Origin of the sequence: Stappia sp. BW2 (assembly GCF_008107695.1) — a bacterium.
GTDB lineage: Bacteria > Pseudomonadota > Alphaproteobacteria > Rhizobiales > Stappiaceae > Roseibium.
Genome location: NZ_VIRG01000070.1, coordinates 320,340 through 338,070, shown reverse-complemented (window position 1 = coordinate 338,070; position 17,731 = coordinate 320,340). Strand labels below are relative to the sequence as shown.

At 56.2% G+C, this 17,731-nt stretch carries 16 protein-coding genes; 3 read left to right on the top strand and 13 right to left on the bottom strand.

What is annotated here, in order from left to right:
• Positions 1–64 precede the first annotated feature (64 nt).
• The 10 genes from FMN63_RS20495 to FMN63_RS20450 form a co-directional block, all read right to left on the bottom strand.
• Entirely contained in the window at positions 65–664 is a 600-nt protein-coding gene (locus FMN63_RS20495) for a lytic transglycosylase domain-containing protein (protein ID WP_148586021.1), read from the bottom strand.
• A 413-nt stretch (positions 665–1,077) separates the two neighbouring features.
• Complete coding sequence (locus FMN63_RS20490; RefSeq protein ID WP_148586020.1) at positions 1,078–1,842, bottom strand: N-acetylmuramoyl-L-alanine amidase; 765 nt, start codon at positions 1,840–1,842, stop codon at positions 1,078–1,080.
• Positions 1,839–2,531 carry a J domain-containing protein gene (locus tag FMN63_RS20485; protein ID WP_148586019.1) on the bottom strand — a complete coding sequence of 231 codons (693 nt, stop codon included), beginning with the start codon at positions 2,529–2,531 and terminating at the stop codon, positions 1,839–1,841. Before FMN63_RS20485 ends, FMN63_RS20490 begins: the two co-directional genes overlap by 4 nt.
• Positions 2,532–2,773: 242 nt before the next feature.
• The gene (arsH, locus tag FMN63_RS20480; RefSeq protein WP_148586018.1) at positions 2,774–3,538 is read right to left on the bottom strand and encodes an arsenical resistance protein ArsH; all 765 of its coding nucleotides are present in this window, start codon (positions 3,536–3,538) and stop codon (positions 2,774–2,776) included.
• Entirely contained in the window at positions 3,531–3,944 is a 414-nt protein-coding gene (arsC, locus tag FMN63_RS20475) for an arsenate reductase (glutaredoxin) (protein WP_148586017.1), read from the bottom strand. The genes arsH and arsC overlap by 8 nt, the downstream gene beginning before the upstream one ends.
• A 22-nt stretch (positions 3,945–3,966) precedes the next feature.
• Entirely contained in the window at positions 3,967–4,299 is a 333-nt protein-coding gene (locus tag FMN63_RS20470; RefSeq protein WP_148586016.1) for an ArsR/SmtB family transcription factor, read from the bottom strand.
• 69 nt (positions 4,300–4,368) lie between these two features.
• On the bottom strand, positions 4,369–4,827 hold the full coding sequence (locus FMN63_RS20465) for a winged helix DNA-binding protein (protein WP_209001357.1): 459 nt from the start codon (positions 4,825–4,827) through the stop codon (positions 4,369–4,371).
• Between the two features lie 202 nt (positions 4,828–5,029).
• Positions 5,030–6,334 (bottom strand): TRAP transporter large permease, encoded by a 1,305-nt coding sequence (locus FMN63_RS20460; RefSeq protein ID WP_148586014.1) that lies wholly within the window; start codon positions 6,332–6,334, stop codon positions 5,030–5,032.
• Positions 6,334–6,891, bottom strand: a complete 558-nt coding sequence (locus FMN63_RS20455; RefSeq protein ID WP_148586013.1) for a TRAP transporter small permease — start codon at positions 6,889–6,891, stop codon at positions 6,334–6,336. Before FMN63_RS20455 ends, FMN63_RS20460 begins: the two co-directional genes overlap by 1 nt.
• Positions 6,892–6,967: 76 nt before the next feature.
• A complete protein-coding gene (locus FMN63_RS20450) occupies positions 6,968–7,963 on the bottom strand; it encodes a TRAP transporter substrate-binding protein (RefSeq protein ID WP_162855074.1) in 996 nt (331 codons plus the stop codon).
• 224 nt (positions 7,964–8,187) lie between these two features.
• Here FMN63_RS20450 and FMN63_RS20445 point away from each other — a divergent pair, with 224 nt between their 5' ends.
• A complete protein-coding gene (locus tag FMN63_RS20445) occupies positions 8,188–9,642 on the top strand; it encodes a glycosyltransferase family 39 protein (RefSeq protein WP_162530089.1) in 1,455 nt (484 codons plus the stop codon).
• 2 nt (positions 9,643–9,644) lie between these two features.
• Here the strand turns inward: FMN63_RS20445 and FMN63_RS20440 are convergent, their stop codons facing one another.
• On the bottom strand, positions 9,645–9,887 hold the full coding sequence (locus FMN63_RS20440; RefSeq protein WP_148586010.1) for a hypothetical protein: 243 nt from the start codon (positions 9,885–9,887) through the stop codon (positions 9,645–9,647).
• A gap of 202 nt (positions 9,888–10,089) precedes the next feature.
• Here FMN63_RS20440 and FMN63_RS20435 point away from each other — a divergent pair, with 202 nt between their 5' ends.
• Together FMN63_RS20435 and FMN63_RS20430 are read left to right on the top strand one after the other, a co-directional pair.
• On the top strand, positions 10,090–13,674 hold the full coding sequence (locus FMN63_RS20435; protein WP_148586009.1) for a hydantoinase B/oxoprolinase family protein: 3,585 nt from the start codon (positions 10,090–10,092) through the stop codon (positions 13,672–13,674).
• A gap of 226 nt (positions 13,675–13,900) precedes the next feature.
• Positions 13,901–15,655: a methyl-accepting chemotaxis protein gene (locus FMN63_RS20430; protein ID WP_148586008.1), complete on the top strand. Its 1,755-nt coding sequence runs from the start codon at positions 13,901–13,903 to the stop codon at positions 15,653–15,655.
• Positions 15,656–15,867: 212 nt separating this feature from the next.
• Here FMN63_RS20430 and FMN63_RS20425 read toward each other — a convergent pair whose 3' ends face one another.
• Positions 15,868–16,494, bottom strand: coding sequence for a DUF1062 domain-containing protein (locus FMN63_RS20425; RefSeq protein WP_148586007.1), 627 nt, complete (start codon positions 16,492–16,494; stop codon positions 15,868–15,870).
• 336 nt (positions 16,495–16,830) lie between these two features.
• Complete coding sequence (locus FMN63_RS20420) at positions 16,831–17,595, bottom strand: HugZ family pyridoxamine 5'-phosphate oxidase (RefSeq protein ID WP_148586006.1); 765 nt, start codon at positions 17,593–17,595, stop codon at positions 16,831–16,833.
• Positions 17,596–17,731: the final 136 nt, after the last annotated feature.

The window sequence follows — 17,731 nt, the reverse complement described above, 5'->3', positions numbered from 1 at the left end:
GAAAACCCCGCCGGATGTCCCGGCGGGGTTTTCGATTTGCCCACGGCTGACCGCCCTGCAGCTATTAGCTGGAGGCCATGATCCGCTTGACCTTGGAGCAGTAGCGTTTGCTGACCGGGTTCATCCGCTTTGCGAAATGGCCGGCATTATAGCGCAGAATGGTGCCACAAACGTCGCCACCCGCTTTCTTGTGCGCGCCCGCAAGATATTTCATGCCCCATTCCAGATTGGTTTCAGGGTCATAAAGAGCCTTGGTCGACCCGCGGTAACCGATACCGCGTGCGGTCGCCGGCTTGATCTGCATGAGCCCGACTTCTCCGGCCCTGCCGCGTGCACGTGGATTGAAATTGCTTTCCAACTGAACGACCGCCTTGGCGATCTTGACCGGCACACCATGTTTGGCGGCTGCCTTGCGGATAAGCTTTGCGTATTTGTTGTTGCTGACAGCCGCGGTCCGCTTCGGCGACACCTTGCGCGTCAGGCTGGCAGTTCTTGTCTTCTTCGCAGGTTTGCTTTTCGCTTCCTGCTCATCCGTTTGGATGATGTGCAGGATCGGCTTGGAACCCGAGCCGACCGACGGCCTGGCTTCCGCGGTCTCGCTCTTCTTGTTCGGATCGATGATGTGAAGGATGGGTTCCGATCCGGAACCCGTACCGCTTGCCATCGCAGCCGGAGCTGCAAAAGTGGTTGCACAGGCGAAAAGGCACAGCGCCCCAGTGAGTGTTTGGAATGACCGTAACATGCAGTCCAGCCCTTTTGGTTTTCGTTGCGTTGAAATCAGGGCGGAGAATTGACGGAGCTATGAGACGAAATTGGGCGCTAATTGATCACGAATTATTTCAATTCATTACAGTATTTGACTGCTATTTAGTGTGTTTTTTAGGTGTTTCTTGTAGTTTGTGGCAGAAACTTGCAAGCAATTCGACGCTCGGTAGGCCATCAGAAGAAATTCTGTGACGGTATCTTGTCCCTGCCACTTCACGAATGCCGCGTTACTGGAACCAAATCTCCCGACTGTGCGTTTCGTCGGGTGGCCGGAAAGCGCTTCCCCTCGAATTGCGGCACCGCCCCTCCCAATCAGGCCGACAAGGAAGGCAATTTTCGGAGCAAGGCATTGAGTGTTTCGATCGTGGACTGATCGGCGACACCATCAACCTTCTCGGCGCGGAAATGACGCTGAAAAGCGGTGACCACCTGACGCGTCTTCAAATCGAACTCTCCGGTGATGTCCAGTTCGTAACCAAAGAGCGCCAGCATGGTTTGCAACGCTTCGACCGGCTGGCCGCTGTCCCCTTCCTGCATCATGAGACCTGTGCCAACAGGAAACGGCGTCACGTAAAGACCTATCCCCGCTTCCGCGAGGCGGTCCCAAGGGAACAATTCACCAGGGTCTTCCTTTCTGGCCGGCGCGATGTCCGAATGCGCCAGCACCATCCAGGGCTGGACACCATGGCGGGTGCAGATGTCGCCGACAAGCGCGATAACGGCTTCGATCTGCGCGTCCGGGAACGGCTGATAACCGTGTTCGTGCCCGGGATTGACGATCTCGACGCCGATCGAGCGGGAATTGATGTCGGTCGCGCCCTTCCAGAAACTTTTGCCTGCGTGCCAGGCCCTGCGCGCTTCAGGCACGCATTGCAGGATGCTGCCGTCCTCGTTCACGACATAGTGCGCGGAAACTTCCGACCGGGGATCGCACAGGCGCTGCAAGGCCGCTTCGGCGCTCGGCATACCAGTATAATGAATCACGACCATATCCACGGCCGTCCCTTGAGCCCTCTGCCCATGATTGGGCGACGGGTGAACCCTGGCCTTCACGACGGTATCAGTCGCAACACTCATATGCCTCTTTCCGCGCAGATCTTCGCCCAGGCATCATTCAGGGTGGCCAGGCGGTCGTTCGCGATCCTGACGAACTCCTCGGGAACGCCCCTGGCGATAAGCCGGTCCGGATGCGTTTCCTGAACCTCGCGGCGATAGTGTGCCTTGAGCTCTGCATCGCTTGCTTCCGGCCCCAGACCGAGGACCTCATAAGGGTTACCGTCGTTGCGGACATGCCTGGCAAGGATCCTGGAGAATTCCCGATCATCGAGCCCGAACACCTCTGCCACGCGAGACAAATACCCTATTTCGCTTTCGTGGACGACGCCGTCTGCCTTGGCAATGTGAAAAAGCCCATCGAGGATATCGAGCAGTGTCTTGCGGTCGTATGGAAACAGATCCGCCAGTTTTTTGGCGTAGACCTCAAAGCCCGCGATATCTTCCTGCGCCAGGTTGAACAGGCGGGCGACATTGCGCTCTTCGTTGGGCGGGACATCAAACAATTCGCGGAAAGCCAGGATTTCATCGGTGGTGACCACCCCGTCCGCCTTGGCCATCTTGGCTGACAGAGCAATCATCGCGACTGTGAAGCCAACGCTGCTGGTTCCCTCCGGACGCGCAAGTACAAGCTGGACCAGACGGTCGACGATCTGCGCGCCCCCCGTGCCGATCGCACTTACAATTGCTCCGAGGCTGTTCCAGACACTCACTCTTCAGCTCCCGCTGGACCGGTGGGGAAAGGCAGGCCGGACAGCTTGCCATGAACCGCATGAATCGATGCGTTGCCAACTCTTATCGGCACAGGGTTGATTTGACCAGATCAACAGCCCTCTGTCCCCAAAAGCGCATTGGCAGAAGGGGTCACGCAGCCGCTTGTGTGCCCGTTCAAGGGCTCTGTAAGGCAAACAGGTTTCGGACAAAAAGCACTGAGAAGCTACTCCATTCGTCCCGCTCAGCCCTGGTTGGCTCGCGCAGGTTCTTCCAACGCACCGGCCGCAACTTCCAGAGCCGCCGACTGCCGTTCCCTATCTGCCTTGCGTTCGGAATAACGGTCGACAAGATAGTCCGACCGGCCTCTGGTCAGGAGCGTAAACTTTACGAGCTCTTCCATGACATCGACCACCCGGTCGTACAAGGCAGACGGCTTCATCCGGCCATCATCATCGAATTCCAGGTAAGCCTTGGGCACCGATGACTGATTGGGAATGGTGACCATCCGCATCCAGCGGCCAAGAACACGCATCTGGTTGACCGCGTTGAAGGACTGAGAGCCACCCGACACCTGCATCAAGGCCAGTGTCTTGCCCTGTGTTGGCCGAATGGCGCCAAAACTGAGTGGGATCCAGTCAATCTGGGATTTGAGAACACCGGTCATGGCGCCATGGCGCTCCGGCGAACACCAGACCTGCCCCTCGGACCAGGCGCAAAGCTCCCTGAGTTCGGCAACCTTTGGGTGATCGGCATCACTGTCATCAGGCAGTGGCAGACCCGAAGGATCGAATATCCGGGTTTCCGCCCCATAGGCTCGCAGCAGCCTTTGGGCTTCCAGAACGAGAAAGCGGCTGTAGGACCGCTCACGCAGCGAACCGTAGAGCAACAATATCCTGGGTGGATGGGAAAGCTCATCCGGAGCCTGCAATTGCTCTGCGTCGATTTGCCGAAAGTCTGCTGCCGTCACGTTCTTCAGATCTGCTCCTGAAATCGTCGCGTCAGGCATCGGAAACTCCGGTGGAAACCACTTCGCCGTCTTCCTTGGTGAAAGAACCGATGTCCTGCGGCAGCAAGTCAAGAACCTTCTCGGAGGGCCGGCACAGGCGGACACCTTTTTCCGACACGACAATCGGCCTGTTGATCAGGATCGGATGTTCCATCATGAAATCGATCAGTTGGTCGTCCGTCCACTTGTCCTCGCCGAGGCCAAGTTCGTCGTAGGGCGTTCCCTTTTGGCGAAGAACGTCGCGCACCGGCAGCCCCATACGCGCAATCAAATCGACGAGTTCTTCCCGGCTTGGCGGCGTTTTCAGATACTCGATAACCTGAGGCTCGACACCGGATTTGCGGATCATTTCCAGCGTGTTGCGGGAGGTGCCGCATTTCGGGTTGTGATAAATCGTCATGCTCATGTGAGATATCGTCCTGTCAAAGTCACGAAGGTTTTTTGAATTCAGCTACCGGAAAACCGCAAACAGCGGGATTGTTGCCGCAGCAGTCTTCCATCAAGAAGCCCAGGAGCCTCCGCATGCGGTCATAGTCGACCGCGTAGAGGATATGCCTTCCCTCCCGGCGGGTCGTCAGCAGCCCGGCCCGCTCCAGCGTCGTCAGATGAAACGACATCCTGGTCGGCTGTATGTCCAGCCGCTCGGCAACAGAGCCGGATGGCAAACCTCCCGGCCCGACTGCCATCAGCAAACGGAATGCTGCCAAACGGTCTTCCTGTGCCAAGGCCCCCAATGCAGAGACTGCGTCCTGATCTTTCATAATTCGATACTACAAGAAATTTTGGAATATTCAACAAATGAACGGGCAACTCGTCTCTAAAATCCGTTGTTACATGGCAGCAGCAGCGCGAGCGGCCTGGTCGTAGTTGCCTGAAACAAGGCGCAAAGTCGCGGCTAGCTTGGAAAGCTCGTTTTCATCGAGGCCCAGCGCCTTCATTGGCTTCACCAGGAGAGCCTCGCGCAAACGACGGTACTCAAGGCAGGCGGTTTCACCGGACTTCGTAATTTCGGCGGTCTTTTCCTTACCCCGGCGACCCGACGCAATCAGACCGGCCTTTTCTAGCTTCTTGAGCGCATAGGTGACCGTGTGCGTGTCTTCGATATTCAAGACCAGGCAAATGTCGGAGAGTGTCTTGGCGCGGCCGCGGTGATTGACCGAATGAAGCACGAGCACATCCAGCGGCCCCAGCCCATGCGATCCACTGGCAGCCATGCAGCGCACCATCCAGCGGTGATAGGCATTGACCATCATGGTCACCGCGAATTCGATCTCCGACAAGGCAGGCATTGCCCCGGAGGCCAGATGCGCAGCAGAGACAACAGGCCCGATAGGGGCATCGCTTCTGGAGTCGGGATTATCCGTCACATCTTATCTCCGGCACAGTTGGTGTTTCAGCGGTCCTCCAGCCGAAACCGGATGGCAGACCGTTTGCTGATCGTTTCAAAGGTATGCGTGATTCCGCCCCCTGTTTATGAGGGGGCGAAATGCACTAGTTGCTCAACATCGTCTGCGGCAACCAAAGAGCCAAGCCCGGGAAGGCCGTAATCAAGACGATTGCAAGGATCATCAACAGGAAGAACGGCAAGGCCATGCGGGCAACCTTGAAGATGTTGTATCCGGTCATGCCTTGCAGAACGAACAGGTTGAAACCGACAGGCGGCGTGATCTGGCTCATTTCCACGACCAGCACCAGATAGATGCCGAACCAGATGAGATCCAGACCGGCCTGCTCCACCATCGGCAGGATAACGGAGGTCGTCAGAACGACCACCGAAATCCCATCCAGAAAACAGCCAAGCACCACGAAGAACAGGGTCAGAGCAATCAGGAGTGCATGGGGCGACAGGTTCAGCGAGCCGATCCAGGCCGCCAGTTCGCGCGGGATGCCGGTATAGCCCATTGCAACGGTCAGGAACGCTGCCCCTGCCAGGATGAACGCAATCATGCAGGACGTGCGCGTCGCCCCCATCAAAGCTTCCGAGAAGCTCTTGCGGCTCAGCGTTCCGCTCATCCAGGACAACAACAACGCCAGCATCACGCCAATGGCGGCCGCCTCTGTAGGCGATGCGAGGCCGGCATAGATCGATCCGATCACACCGGCGATCAGACCGATGACGGGAAACAGCCTGCGCGTTGCAAGAAGTCGCTCAAGAAACGGAACGACCTCCTCCTTGGCTGGCATCTTGTCCCGGTTCAGCAGCGCCCAGACCGCGACATAGCCCATGAAAAGGACGCACAGCATGGCCCCCGGTAGAACGCCTGCCATGAACAGCCGGGCAATCGATTGCTCGGTCGCTGCGCCATAGACGATGAGGATAATCGATGGCGGAATGAGCAGGCCCAGCGTGCCAGACCCCGCCAGCGTGCCGATGGCCATGCGCTCGTCATACCCGCGCTGCTTCAATTCGGGCAGCGACATACGCCCGATGGTGGCGGTGGTCGCAGCAGACGATCCCGAAACAGCGGCAAAGATACCGCACCCAAGGATGTTCACATGCAGCAGCCGGCCAGGCAGATTGCCCATCCAGGGCGAAAGCCCCGCGAACATGTCTTCTGACAATCTTGAGCGGAACAGGATTTCGCCCATCCAGATGAACATGGGCAGCGCCGTCAGGTCCCAGGAATTCGAGGCACCCCAAACTGTCGTCGCCAGAACCGGACCGGCAGGCGCTGAGACAAGCACCATCATTGCGGCAAGCGCGACAGCAAATAGAGCAACGGCTACCCAGATACCGGTCGCAAGCGCCGCCAGCATTCCAAGGCCGAGCAGGAAAGCGATCAGGGAGAGATCCATTATTCTTTCCCTTCGATCGGATCGGCTTTTGCGGCCGATTCAAAGCTCGGAGCCTTGCCCGTGAGCGCCATGATGAGGTCATCCAGCAAACCGATAGTGAACACCAGCAGGCCAAAGGTCATCACCGACTGCGGAAAGACAAGCGGGATCCGAATGACGCCATAGGAAGTCTCGTTGAATTTGTAGCTGTCGAGCGCAAGCTGTCCGGCGTTCCAGGTGAAGAATGCCGCCAGAGCAAGCGCGACCGCGACCGCCCAGACATTCAGGATGCGCGCCCCAACTTTGGGCACGAACTGAAGCAGGATCCCCACCCGGATGTGATCGCCGTTGCGCAGCGTGCCAGCAAGCGCAAGAAAGGACGCTCCGACCAACAGAAAACCTGCGATTTCCGCAAGCGATGGAACCTGTAACCCCAGGGGTTCAAGACCGACGACCGTTCTAACCCAGTCGAATATACGCCCGAACACCTGAAGAACCACGAGACTGGCAATGACGACGAGACAACACGCAGCCATGGCCGTTGACGCTTGATAAAGCGTATTCAAAGCCTTTCGCATCGGTTTCCCCTACCGGATGTGCAGCTGATCTGAAAAAAGACGCCGGACTTGTTGGGTCCGGCGCTTCTTTGGCTTTTTAGTTTTTGTAGGCTTCGAGAACAGCCTGGCCGGTTTCTCCGGCTTCCTCCTGCCATTCGGCAGCCATTGTCTCGCCAATTGCAGCAAGATCCTGGATCAGCTGGCTGCTCGGCTCCACAACAGTGATGCCATTGTCGACAAGAACCTGCGTCTTTGTCTTGGTTTCCACCTTGGAGGCTTCCCAGCCACGTTTTTCCGCAACTTCAGCGGCCTCCAGAACAGCTGCCTTTTCTTCATCGCTCAAGGCATCGAAGGCGCTCTTGTTGACGAACACCATGTTCTTCGGCAACCAGGCCTGGGTGTCGTGATAGTGGGTCAGGAAGTCCCAGGCCTTGGAATTCGCGCCGGTGGACGGCGACGTAATCATGGCCTCGACCCGACCGGTGGAGAAGGCTGTCGGAATGTCCGGCACTTCAACCTGTGTAGGCACGGCGCCAGCCAGCTGAGCCAGACGTTCGGTGGCAGCATTGTAGGCACGGAACTTCAGCCCCTTGAGGTCATCCCCCTTGGTGATTTCCGTCTTCGCGTAGATGCCCTGGGGTGGCCACGGCACCGCGTAAAGCAGCTGCAGGCCCTGCTCACCGAGCTTTTCTTCAAGTACCGGCTTCGACGCCTGGTAAAGCTTCCAGGACTGATCGTAGGACGGTGCAAGGAAGGGAACGGAATCCACCCCAAAGACAGCGTCTTCGTTGGAAAGACGGGAGACCAGAACTTCGCCAATCGGCGCAAGCCCCTTGCGAACTGCATTTTTGATTTCCGGATGCTTGAACAGCGATCCGGCCGAATGGACCTGGATGACAAGCGAGCCATCCGTCTTTTCCTTCACGTCTTCAGCGAAGGCAGCAATGTTTTGGGTGTGAAAGTTACTGTCGCCATAAGGCGTCGGCATGTCCCACTTTGTTTCAGCGGAAACAGCGGTCAATCCTGCCAGACTCAATGCAGCGGCAGCGGCCAGATGGACTCCGGCACGGGACAGAAAACGAGATTGCAGCATGGTTTTCTCCTCTTGGAAGCGGGCGTTGGCGCCCGTCGGGATGCTGCTCTGGGTGCATTCTTTGAACACCTTCGAAAGCGCATCTGCGAGAACACTAGACGGAAACGGAGACAACATCAATAATTTATCGATAAAATGTCATTGTTGCCATCAAGACCTATTGCAAGCTTCCCTCCATCAAAAGGATTGACTAGCGTTCCGGCCAGACAATGAGGAAACCTGACTTGGCGCTGCCACACAACAATCGCTTCCTGACTGAAGACAAAGTCAATCATCTGGTTTTGGCGCTCATTCTGGCAGCAGCGGCTTTGCTTCGTTTTCAGAACCTGGACAGAACGAGCCTCTGGTACGATGAAGCCGTTAGCTGGAGCCAGTCCAAGGGAACATTTTCAGAGCTGCTGACCACCGTGGCAGCCGACAACTATCCGCCACTGCATAACGTTATTCTTTGGCTGACAATGCCGGTCGCCGGAGACAGCGAAACGGCGCTAAGACTTCCCTCAGTCTTTTTGGGAATTCTGGCCGTCTGGCTGATCTATCTGACAGGCAAGGCCCTGGCAGGAAAAACCGCCGGCCTGCTGGCAGCAGCTCTACTGACCGTCTCACCGTTTCACATCTGGTATTCGACAGAAGCGCGCATGTACGCATTGCTGGCAGCTTGCGGTCTCGCCTTCCTGTTTTTTGTTCTGAAGACCCTGGAGAAGCCATCTGCGTGGCGGCTCATCGCGCTTGCCGTGTCAGGCGCCCTGTTCCTTTACAGTCATATCTACGCCCTCTTGGGCTTCGGATCTGTCGGAATGGTCTGCGCCGCCCTCGCTCTGCGCAGCTTGTTCCGTTCTGGGCGTCTCGTCCTGTCCACCCCACTTCTGATTTGCATCGCAATGGCTGCAAGCACTTGGGCTTTCCTGCCTTGGCTTATCATTCTGGCGGTCCGGGCAACGTCGGTGGCCGAGCAAGGCTTCTGGATTGACTATCCGGATGCGGCATTTCTCTCCAACATAGCCTTCAACTTGGCCGGGTCGCTGCCCTTGTTCTGGATGCTGGCGGGGCTGGCCCTTGCCAGTCTTCTGGCCTGTTTGCCCTTGCCTGGCAGGTATTTCGGCAAGCCGCAAAGCGCAAACGCAATCCTCATCTGCTTTGCCTATGCCGCCGGTCCACCATGCCTGGCCTATCTCTATTCGATTTTTGTGCACCCGATCCTTTTCGACCGATATCTGATAGCTGCCTGGCCGGGAGTTATCCTGTTGGCATCGGCAACAGCCCAGCGCCTGGCCCCACGCATCGCACCGGTTGCAGTACTCGCTGCCGCCCTATGGCTGAGCTATCCCGAACTGAAATTCACGCTATTGGAAAAAATTCGCCCGGAATGGCGTCAGATTGCTAAAGATTATGGGGCGCTGAAAGGCGAGCAAGACCATCTGCTGCTGTACAAGGGCTTTGCCGCCCCTGCCCTGTCTTATTACCTGCGCGGTCCGGACGCCTTCACCGCAGTCGAGACAGTCGATGAACTGGGACAAGGCAACAAGAATGCAAGATGGTTGTTAATCGTCCATACCGGCGGTGAGGAAATGCGCGCAGCGGAAGAAGCCTTTGGTCCGAGGAAAAACTCTCCAGCTGCGAAACGCTTTGGGTGGGGTGCCAGCGGCCTAACGCTTCTGGAACGCAGGCAGGCTGAATAATCTCACTCGAATGGACCCCATTCCGAATACAGCCAGAAACCGAACGCTATGACGCCAAGCACGAATGCGCCAATTGCAAACTCCAAGAGGAGCCCCAACAGCGTAGCGCCAAATAGCAACGCCACCAGCAGGCCAACAACAACAAACCAGATGTCCGCAGTCAGAACGCTGATCGTAAAATCCACTGCATCCACCAGACGCAACAAGAACGGGTCCTTGTCCCCTGACCTTTCGTTATCCGACATCGGCGCTTTCCTGGTTTCTCTCTGTATCGCCAGCACATATGGGAATGATGGCAGCGATAAAAAGTTCAAATGCCAACCCATTCAGATTTTTTCATCGACATTTTATCGATAAAATGTCAGCATAAAATTACTTGATATCAAAATGCCAATTAACGGCGCGGAATCGCGTGTTCCGTAAGCCGGAAGCATCAGAGGGAAGATCATGACAGCCAAGTGGGATTTCTGGATCGACCGTGGCGGCACGTTTACCGACATTGTTGGCCGGTCGCCTGACGGCACGTTGCATCCACACAAGGTGCTCTCCGAAAATCCGGAAGCTTACCGCGACGCCGCCATCCAGGGCATTCGGGAATTGCTTGGCGTCAAAAAGGGGGATGCCATTCCCTCGGACAAGATCGCGACCGTCAAGATGGGCACGACCGTTGCCACCAACGCCCTTCTGGAGCGCAAGGGCGAGCGGACAGCACTGTTCATTACCAAGGGTTTTCGGGATGCCCTGGAGATCGGCTATCAGGCGCGCCCGGACATTTTTGCCAAGGAAATCATAAAGCCTGAGCTCCTCTACGAGAGTGTCCACGAGATTGTCGAGCGCGTCCGTGCTGACGGGGAACTGGAATGCGCGCTGGATGAGGGACAGGCCCGCACGGAAATGCAGGCGGCATGGGATGATGGCATTCGTTCTATCGCAATCGTGCTGATGCATGCATACGCCTATCCGGCGCACGAACAGCTACTGAAAAAAATTGCGGAAGACATCGGCTTCCCGCAGATCTCCGTGTCCCACGAAGTATCACCGCTGATGAAGCTGGTGGGACGGGGCGATACCACCGTGGTGGACGCCTATTTGTCCCCGATCTTGCGCCGCTATGTGAACCAGGTTCAGGAAGAACTGGGCGAAGGCCCTCGGCTGATGTTCATGCAATCTTCCGGTGGTCTCACCGCTGCAGATCTCTTCCAGGGAAAAGACGCGATCCTGTCCGGCCCGGCCGGAGGGGTCGTCGGCGCCGTCGAAACCTCACGCATGGCAGGTTACGAAAAGATCATCGGTTTTGACATGGGCGGCACGTCTACCGACGTCTGCCACTACGATGGCGACTACGAACGCGCTTTCGAGACGGAGGTTGCCGGCGTCCGCATGCGCGCGCCCATGATGATGATCCATACGGTTGCAGCCGGCGGCGGATCGATCCTTCATTATGCGGACGGCCGCTTTCAGGTTGGTCCGGATTCCGCGGGTGCCAATCCGGGGCCGGCTTGCTATCGCCGCGGTGGCCCGCTTACCGTTACCGATGCCAACTTGATGACGGGCAAACTTGCACCGGAATTCTTCCCGAAAATCTTTGGCCCGGATCAGGATCAGCCGCTCGACGGCGACATTGTCCGAAAACGCTTCACAGATTTGGCCATGCGTATCGGTGATGGCCGCTCACCGGAGGACGTCGCCGACGGCTTTCTGAAAATTGCAGTCGAGAACATGGCCAACGCCATCAAGAAGATCTCGGTGCAGCGCGGATACGACGTAACCGAATACGCCTTGACGTGTTTTGGAGGCGCTGGCGGCCAGACCGGCTGCCGCGTTGCCGACAGTCTCGGCATGAAGACCGTCATCCTGCATCCGTTCTCAGGCATCCTGTCCGCATACGGCATGGGATTGGCCGATATACGGGCAGACCGGCAACAGGCCGTCGTCAAGACGCTGACAGATGAGCTCATCCCGGAGCTTCAGGCTCTGCGTGATCAGCTTGCCAGCCAGACGGAAGCCGAACTCGACAGACAATCAATCTCAGCCAAGGCACGCCAAACAACCGCGACCGTACATCTCCGCTACGACGGCACGGACACCCCGCTGCCAGTACCGCTCGGGTCCGTGTCTGGAATGCGAGCGGCATTCGAGGATGCGCATAAGAAACAGTTCGGCTTTGCCTATGAGAAGAAGCCGGTTGTTGTGGAAGCTCTTGAAGTCGAAACAGCCGGTGGCGGCGCCGGCCTCACCGAGCCGGACCTGGCATTGGCTTCCGAGTCCTCCACCCCGAATACTTCCACCAGCATTTACTCTGAAGGGAGCTGGCACAAGGCAGGCATCTTCAAACGTGAAACTCTGCAACCGGGTATGAAAGTGACCGGCCCCGCTGTAATCATCGAGCCGCATGCAACAATTGCGGTCGAAGACGGCTGGCAGGCAGAAGTCAATTCAAAGGATCACGTGATTCTGAAACGCATCGTGCCTTTGAAACGCGCAGAAGCCATCGGCACACACGCTGACCCTGTCATGCTTGAAGTGTTCAACAACCTGTTCATGTCGATTGCGGAACAGATGGGCGTCACCCTGCAGAACACAGCCTACTCGGTCAACATCAAGGAACGTCTGGATTTCTCCTGCGCAGTGTTCGATGCGGATGGCGCACTCGTTGCCAATGCTCCACACATGCCGGTGCATCTGGGTTCGATGGACCGCTCGGTTGAAACGGTCATCAAGCTCAACAAGGGCAAGATCAAACCGGGTGATGTTTTTGCGCTCAATGCTCCTTACAACGGTGGCACACACCTGCCGGACATAACTGTGGTGTCGCCCGTCTTTGATGACGACGGCAAGGAGATCCTCTTCTGGTCGGCTTCTCGTGGCCACCACGCCGATGTCGGAGGCTCCGCGCCCGGCTCCATGACACCGCGCGCAACCAACGTAGACGAGGAAGGCGTTCTCTTCGACAATTTCAAGATTGTCGATGAAGGCCGGTTCCGCGAACAGGAACTGGTCGAACTGCTGACGAACCATCCCTACCCTGCCCGCAACCCGCAGCAGAACGTTGCCGACTTGTCCGCACAGATTGCCGCAAATGAAAAAGGCATTCAGGAGCTGCGGAAGATGGTCGCTCATTTCGGCCTGGACGTGGTTCAGGCCTACATGGGACACGTTCAGGATAATGCGGAAGAAAGCGTTCGCCGTGTAATCGAGGCTCTGAAGGACTCCGAGTACGAGTATCCGACCGACCAGGGTTCGGTGATCAAGGTCAAGATCACCGTCGACAAATCGAAGCGCGAGGCAACGGTCGACTTTACCGGCACTTCCGCCGTTAAGCCGAACAACTTCAATGCGCCGGAACCTGTAACCCGCGCCGCAATCCTTTACTGCTTCCGGGTCATGGTAGACGGCGACATTCCGATGAATGCCGGCTGCCTCAAGCCGATCAACATCGTCATTCCGGACGACTGCATGTTGCGGCCGTCCTATCCGGCTGCGGTGGTGGCAGGCAACGTGGAAACGTCGCAACATGTCACCAACGCAGTTTTTGCCGCTCTTGGCGCGATGGCGAATGCTCAGGGCACCATGAACAACCTCACATTCGGCAATGACACGTATCAGTACTATGAGACCATTTGTTCCGGCTCTCCGGCCGGTCCCGGCTTCAACGGAACGGACGGCGTCCACACCCATATGACCAACTCGCGGCTCACTGATCCGGAAGTGCTGGAGTTCCGTTTCCCGGTTCTCCTGGAAGACTTCCATATCCGCAAGGGAACGGGAGGCAAGGGGAAATGGTCCGCGGGAGACGGCACCAAACGCACCCTGCGCTTTCTTGAAAAGATGGATTGCGCAATCCTTGCGTCCCACCGAACTGTTCCGCCAAAGGGTCTGGCCGGAGGGAGCGACGGTGAACTCGGCCGAACGGAAGTTCGAAGGCTGGATGGTGCAATACAGCAGCTCGAAGGTTGTGATCAGACTGTGCTTGAAGCTGGAGAGGCCGTCACTGTTGTCACACCAACAGCAGGTGGCTGGGGCAACGCCTGAACCCTAACCTCACAATCATTTCCATGAATAAGAACGGCCGCCTTTCGAGGCGGCCGTTTTTTGGATTATTCCCCCAGGAATTCGACACTGCAAATTCTACCTATACGGGAAATACTTTATCCTTCAGGTAGAAAATTTACCGTTTTTTCAACCTGGCCCCGCCTAAACTTATCCAGCATCAACTGAGGTACTGCCCGCAGTGCCAAGAAAATCGGGTTCCTGAGACATGCTGGCATCAAATCCCATTGCAACCTCGGTGGCTGCGAAAATTCTCGCACTGGTCGCCTTGCTCAGTCTTGGTTTGCTTGTCGTGGCTGCCGTTGCGATTATTCAGATGGGAATGATCGGTAAGGAACTTCAGAACATCGCCGAGAAGGATATTCCGCTCTCGCAAGCGATCAGTCAGGTTGCCAGCCATCAACTGCAACAGGCAGCGATCGTTGAACGCATCATGCGCGTCTCCGGCCTGACTTCTCAAGACGAAGAGACATCGACAGAAGCCCTGAAATCAACCTTGGCCGCCTTGAACGAACAGGTTTCCGGTGAAATCCTGAAAGCCGAAGCTCTCGCCAACCTGGCGCTCGAAAAATCATCCAGCGCGATTGAACGAGACGAGTTTTCAAAAGCCCTTGAACAGTTGAAACGTATCGATACCGAGTATCAAACCTACTCGGCTGAAATAGCAGCGATTTTACAGAAGATCGAACAGAACAATCTGACGGACGCGAGCAAATTGCTCGTTGAGCTGGAAAAAGAACAAAACCGTCTGGACCACGAACTGGTCTCGCTGCTGACCGAGATAGAACGCTTTACACAAGTCGCCGCAAGTGCAGCAGAAAATCACGAACAACAGGCTTTTCGGCAAATATCGATCACCGCGTCACTGACCTTGATCTTTTGCATAATCGGCTCGGTACTTTTCGCAAAATTTCTGATTTCCCGACCGTTGCACCAGGTCACGACAGGCCTTCTCGAGCTATCGAGAGGCAACACGGATGTGGAAGTCAACGTTCACACAAGAGACGAAATCGGCCGGGTAGCAAGAGCGTTCGAAACGTTTCGGGAAAATACTATTGAAATGAAGCGTCTGCAGGATCAAGCGCGCGAAGAGGAAATCCAGGCAGAAGCAGACCGCCGGGAAACCAGGCTACGATTAGCCGATGAGCTTGAAAAACTGCTGATGACCAGCTGCGATACAGCCGTTTTAGCTTTGAGGGAACTAGCAACCGGCGCTGACGAATTGGCCCAAAACAGTCACGAGACCATCGAGAGATCCAACACCGTCGCTGCAGCGGCTGAACAGGCGACGGCTTCGGTTCAGTCTGTTGCGTCTGCATCTGAGGAGTTGGCAAGTTCCATCCATGAAATCAGCAGACAGATAACGCTTGCCAATTCTTCCACCTCTCGCACATCCGAGCAGGCGGAAGTGTCTGGCGACACCGTCGGAAAGCTGTCTGCGTCCGCTGAAGAGATCACGGACGTGCTCAAGTTGATCAGCGACATTGCTGCCCAAACGAACTTGCTGGCCCTGAATGCAACGATTGAAGCTGCGAGAGCTGGTGAAGCAGGCAAGGGCTTTGCCGTTGTCGCATCTGAAGTAAAGGCACTTGCAACTCAAACTGGACAGGCGACCGATCAGATCGGGTCTCAGTTGAGCGGTGTCCAGACGGGTGCGGCCACCTGCTCCGATGCGATTACCACCGTGGTAAAAGCCATGATGGAAATTCGGGAACAGATTTCCGGAATTGCGTCGGCGATTGAAGAACAGAACGCAGTCACTTCGGAAATAGCCAAAAACGCACATCAGGTCGCGCAAGGTAGCGCCGACATTACCGTCAACATTTCCCAGGTGAACCATGCCGCCCAGATTTCAGGCGAAAGGGTTGGGGAGGTTGTGAGCGGCGTCCAGAACATTTCGTCCCAGATCACGACAATACGAGATGGGCTGAGCGACTTTCTGGGACATCTGCGCGCAGCTTGACCCATGTCGTCACATTTTCCGGTCTTGGAATTGAAGCACCAAAGCGCTGAGCTGCCATCTCCGCAAAGCAGGCATGGCAGCCTGATATGCATATAGGGGGGATAGCAGCACTCGACTGAAGCATTTCAGTGCTTGGGTCAACTCTCCCCCAATTGTTCACTGGCCACACACGCCCCGTCAGACCTTAATCTCCACCTGCGATCGCTTTCGCTTTATGGAAGGCTGAGATCAAGCAGACCTTCAAATCCAACCGTTTTGTAAGGTTCTGCAGAACGGTCGAGCTCACAGACAAGCTGTTCGGGAACACGCCTCTTCAGAGCCTTTGCGGCACTCAATGGCATCTTCAGAGCGCCTCGCGTTACCATATTTGAAAGGTTGCTACGCGACAGACCGAGCCCAATTGCAAGCACCTTATCAAGACGCACCTCTACATGGTCCGGGTTAAGAAGCGTGAGCACCGCCTTGTCAGCGTGCGCACACACACCGGACACCAACCGGCGCTCCAGACCGAACTCGGTATCGGCGCAGCTTCCGGATACCCCGGCAAGTTTGCAGGCAAAAGCGTCTGCCAACCCTTGATCATTCCTCTGCAATGCCTCCAGCAGATCTGGCTGCAGGTCACCAACAGGTCGGCGCTCAAAAAGGGTCCTGTTCCATCTGCTGCTGCAATCTATGCAGCGATAGATCAGCCAGGCATCAAGTTGGCCACCATTTGCGTTCAGTCGAAATTTGCCGGTCGAACCAAAAGATTTCACAACTCCACACCTTTGGCACGGACGATTTATATTTGGAGTTCCAGAACGGACAACAATCCATTCTACGTTTAAAACAAATGACATTCTGCGGGTCTTCCTCGCACGGGAAGTCCTTCACAGGCAGTCGGGGCGGCCGAAAAGCGTCAGCTCACGGCGCTCAGTTTGGCTGGAAAAATAGAAATGTGTGCAATGAACCGGAACAGGATCAGATGCGCATGGCCAAGCCACACCGGCCCCGATCCGCCGCCAGGACGAACAAGTTCACGACGCGTTCAATTGAACGCATGGCGGGATCGATGACCGGTCAGAGTGTTGGCAAAACAAACGTCCAGATTGAAAAAGAGAACTTTCGATAGCCTTGTCAGAAACAACAAGCAACGGCAACCTGGCTTCTTGTGAGACTTGCCGGTCGAATTGCTGTCAGGTGTTGCGCGCTTGCAAAGCCAAGGCCACTAACGCAGGCCTAAGTTCAGAAGGATCTTCAAGCCGATCCGCAAACCAGAGACGCCTCACCTTGTCTCCAGCCACAAGATCGATCCCCTCGGGATCCAGGCAGGCAAGCCGCCAGTTGGCTGCCTCGGCCTTCAGAAGGTTCTGCGCATAAAGTTTCACAGCATCCCGATGATCCGAGTTCATGTGCGCAACCGCACCCGCCTCCACTGACGCCCAGTCGGCAAGGTCACTGACCGGCGTTTCTAGATCCTGCTTTTCGAGCTCGAAGGCCTTGCCGAACCCTCCGTTCAGGCTTGCTCGTGAGAGCTCAAGTCTGAAAAAGGAAAAATCTCCAAAATCAACGTATAGTTCGGCTTTCGGGTGCCGAGACAGATATCGATTTCGCAGTCGCTCGTGCTCGGTGCTTTCTCTTGAAATCTTGGCGGCCGTGCAAAAGAGAGAAACTCTCGGATGAGCAAGCGGATCGCCTTTTCCTGGTTCACCTAAAAGCAGCGAACAAGAAGGATCGGCAAGAACTGCTGTGGTATGCCCCGACAATGAACTTGTCAGGATGACAGGCGTACCGTCCAGGTCAGTCGCAACCGCAACGCGGCTTGCCACTGGATGCCGCGTTCCGGCTTCGAGCACCGCCAGCGCACCAAATCTAGCAGTTCTTATTAATTCCTTCGCCAACCTCCTGGCCTGATCATCGGTCGGACGAATAACTGATTTCGCTTCTTTTTCCAGGCTCACAGCCCCTCCAAATTCTGAAGCCTTTCGGCCAGACCAATTACCATTTCATGTTTTCTCCACGCCTCACTGAATCTGAACGTCAGATGAACAGACATCTCAGAACCGGTTCAGCCCTCCCATGCGAATGTCTCACCAT

Excerpts from the sequence above, each read along its gene's own strand:
- FMN63_RS20460 (WP_148586014.1), bottom strand. The coding sequence starts at position 6,334 with ATGGATCTCTCCCTGATCGCTTTCCTGCTCGGCCTTGGAATGCTGGCG.
- arsC (WP_148586017.1), bottom strand. The coding sequence starts at position 3,944 with ATGAGCATGACGATTTATCACAACCCGAAATGCGGCACCTCCCGCAAC.
- FMN63_RS20450 (WP_162855074.1), bottom strand. The coding sequence starts at position 7,963 with ATGCTGCAATCTCGTTTTCTGTCCCGTGCCGGAGTCCATCTGGCCGCT.
- FMN63_RS20455 (WP_148586013.1), bottom strand. The coding sequence starts at position 6,891 with ATGCGAAAGGCTTTGAATACGCTTTATCAAGCGTCAACGGCCATGGCT.
- FMN63_RS20490 (WP_148586020.1), bottom strand. The coding sequence starts at position 1,842 with ATGAGTGTTGCGACTGATACCGTCGTGAAGGCCAGGGTTCACCCGTCG.
- arsH (WP_148586018.1), bottom strand. The coding sequence starts at position 3,538 with ATGCCTGACGCGACGATTTCAGGAGCAGATCTGAAGAACGTGACGGCA.
- FMN63_RS20465 (WP_209001357.1), bottom strand. The coding sequence starts at position 4,827 with ATGCCTGCCTTGTCGGAGATCGAATTCGCGGTGACCATGATGGTCAAT.
- FMN63_RS20470 (WP_148586016.1), bottom strand. The coding sequence starts at position 4,299 with ATGAAAGATCAGGACGCAGTCTCTGCATTGGGGGCCTTGGCACAGGAA.
- FMN63_RS20435 (WP_148586009.1), top strand. The coding sequence starts at position 10,090 with ATGACAGCCAAGTGGGATTTCTGGATCGACCGTGGCGGCACGTTTACC.
- FMN63_RS20430 (WP_148586008.1), top strand. The coding sequence starts at position 13,901 with ATGCTGGCATCAAATCCCATTGCAACCTCGGTGGCTGCGAAAATTCTC.
- FMN63_RS20440 (WP_148586010.1), bottom strand. The coding sequence starts at position 9,887 with ATGTCGGATAACGAAAGGTCAGGGGACAAGGACCCGTTCTTGTTGCGT.
- FMN63_RS20495 (WP_148586021.1), bottom strand. The coding sequence starts at position 664 with ATGGCAAGCGGTACGGGTTCCGGATCGGAACCCATCCTTCACATCATC.
- FMN63_RS20425 (WP_148586007.1), bottom strand. The coding sequence starts at position 16,494 with ATGTCATTTGTTTTAAACGTAGAATGGATTGTTGTCCGTTCTGGAACT.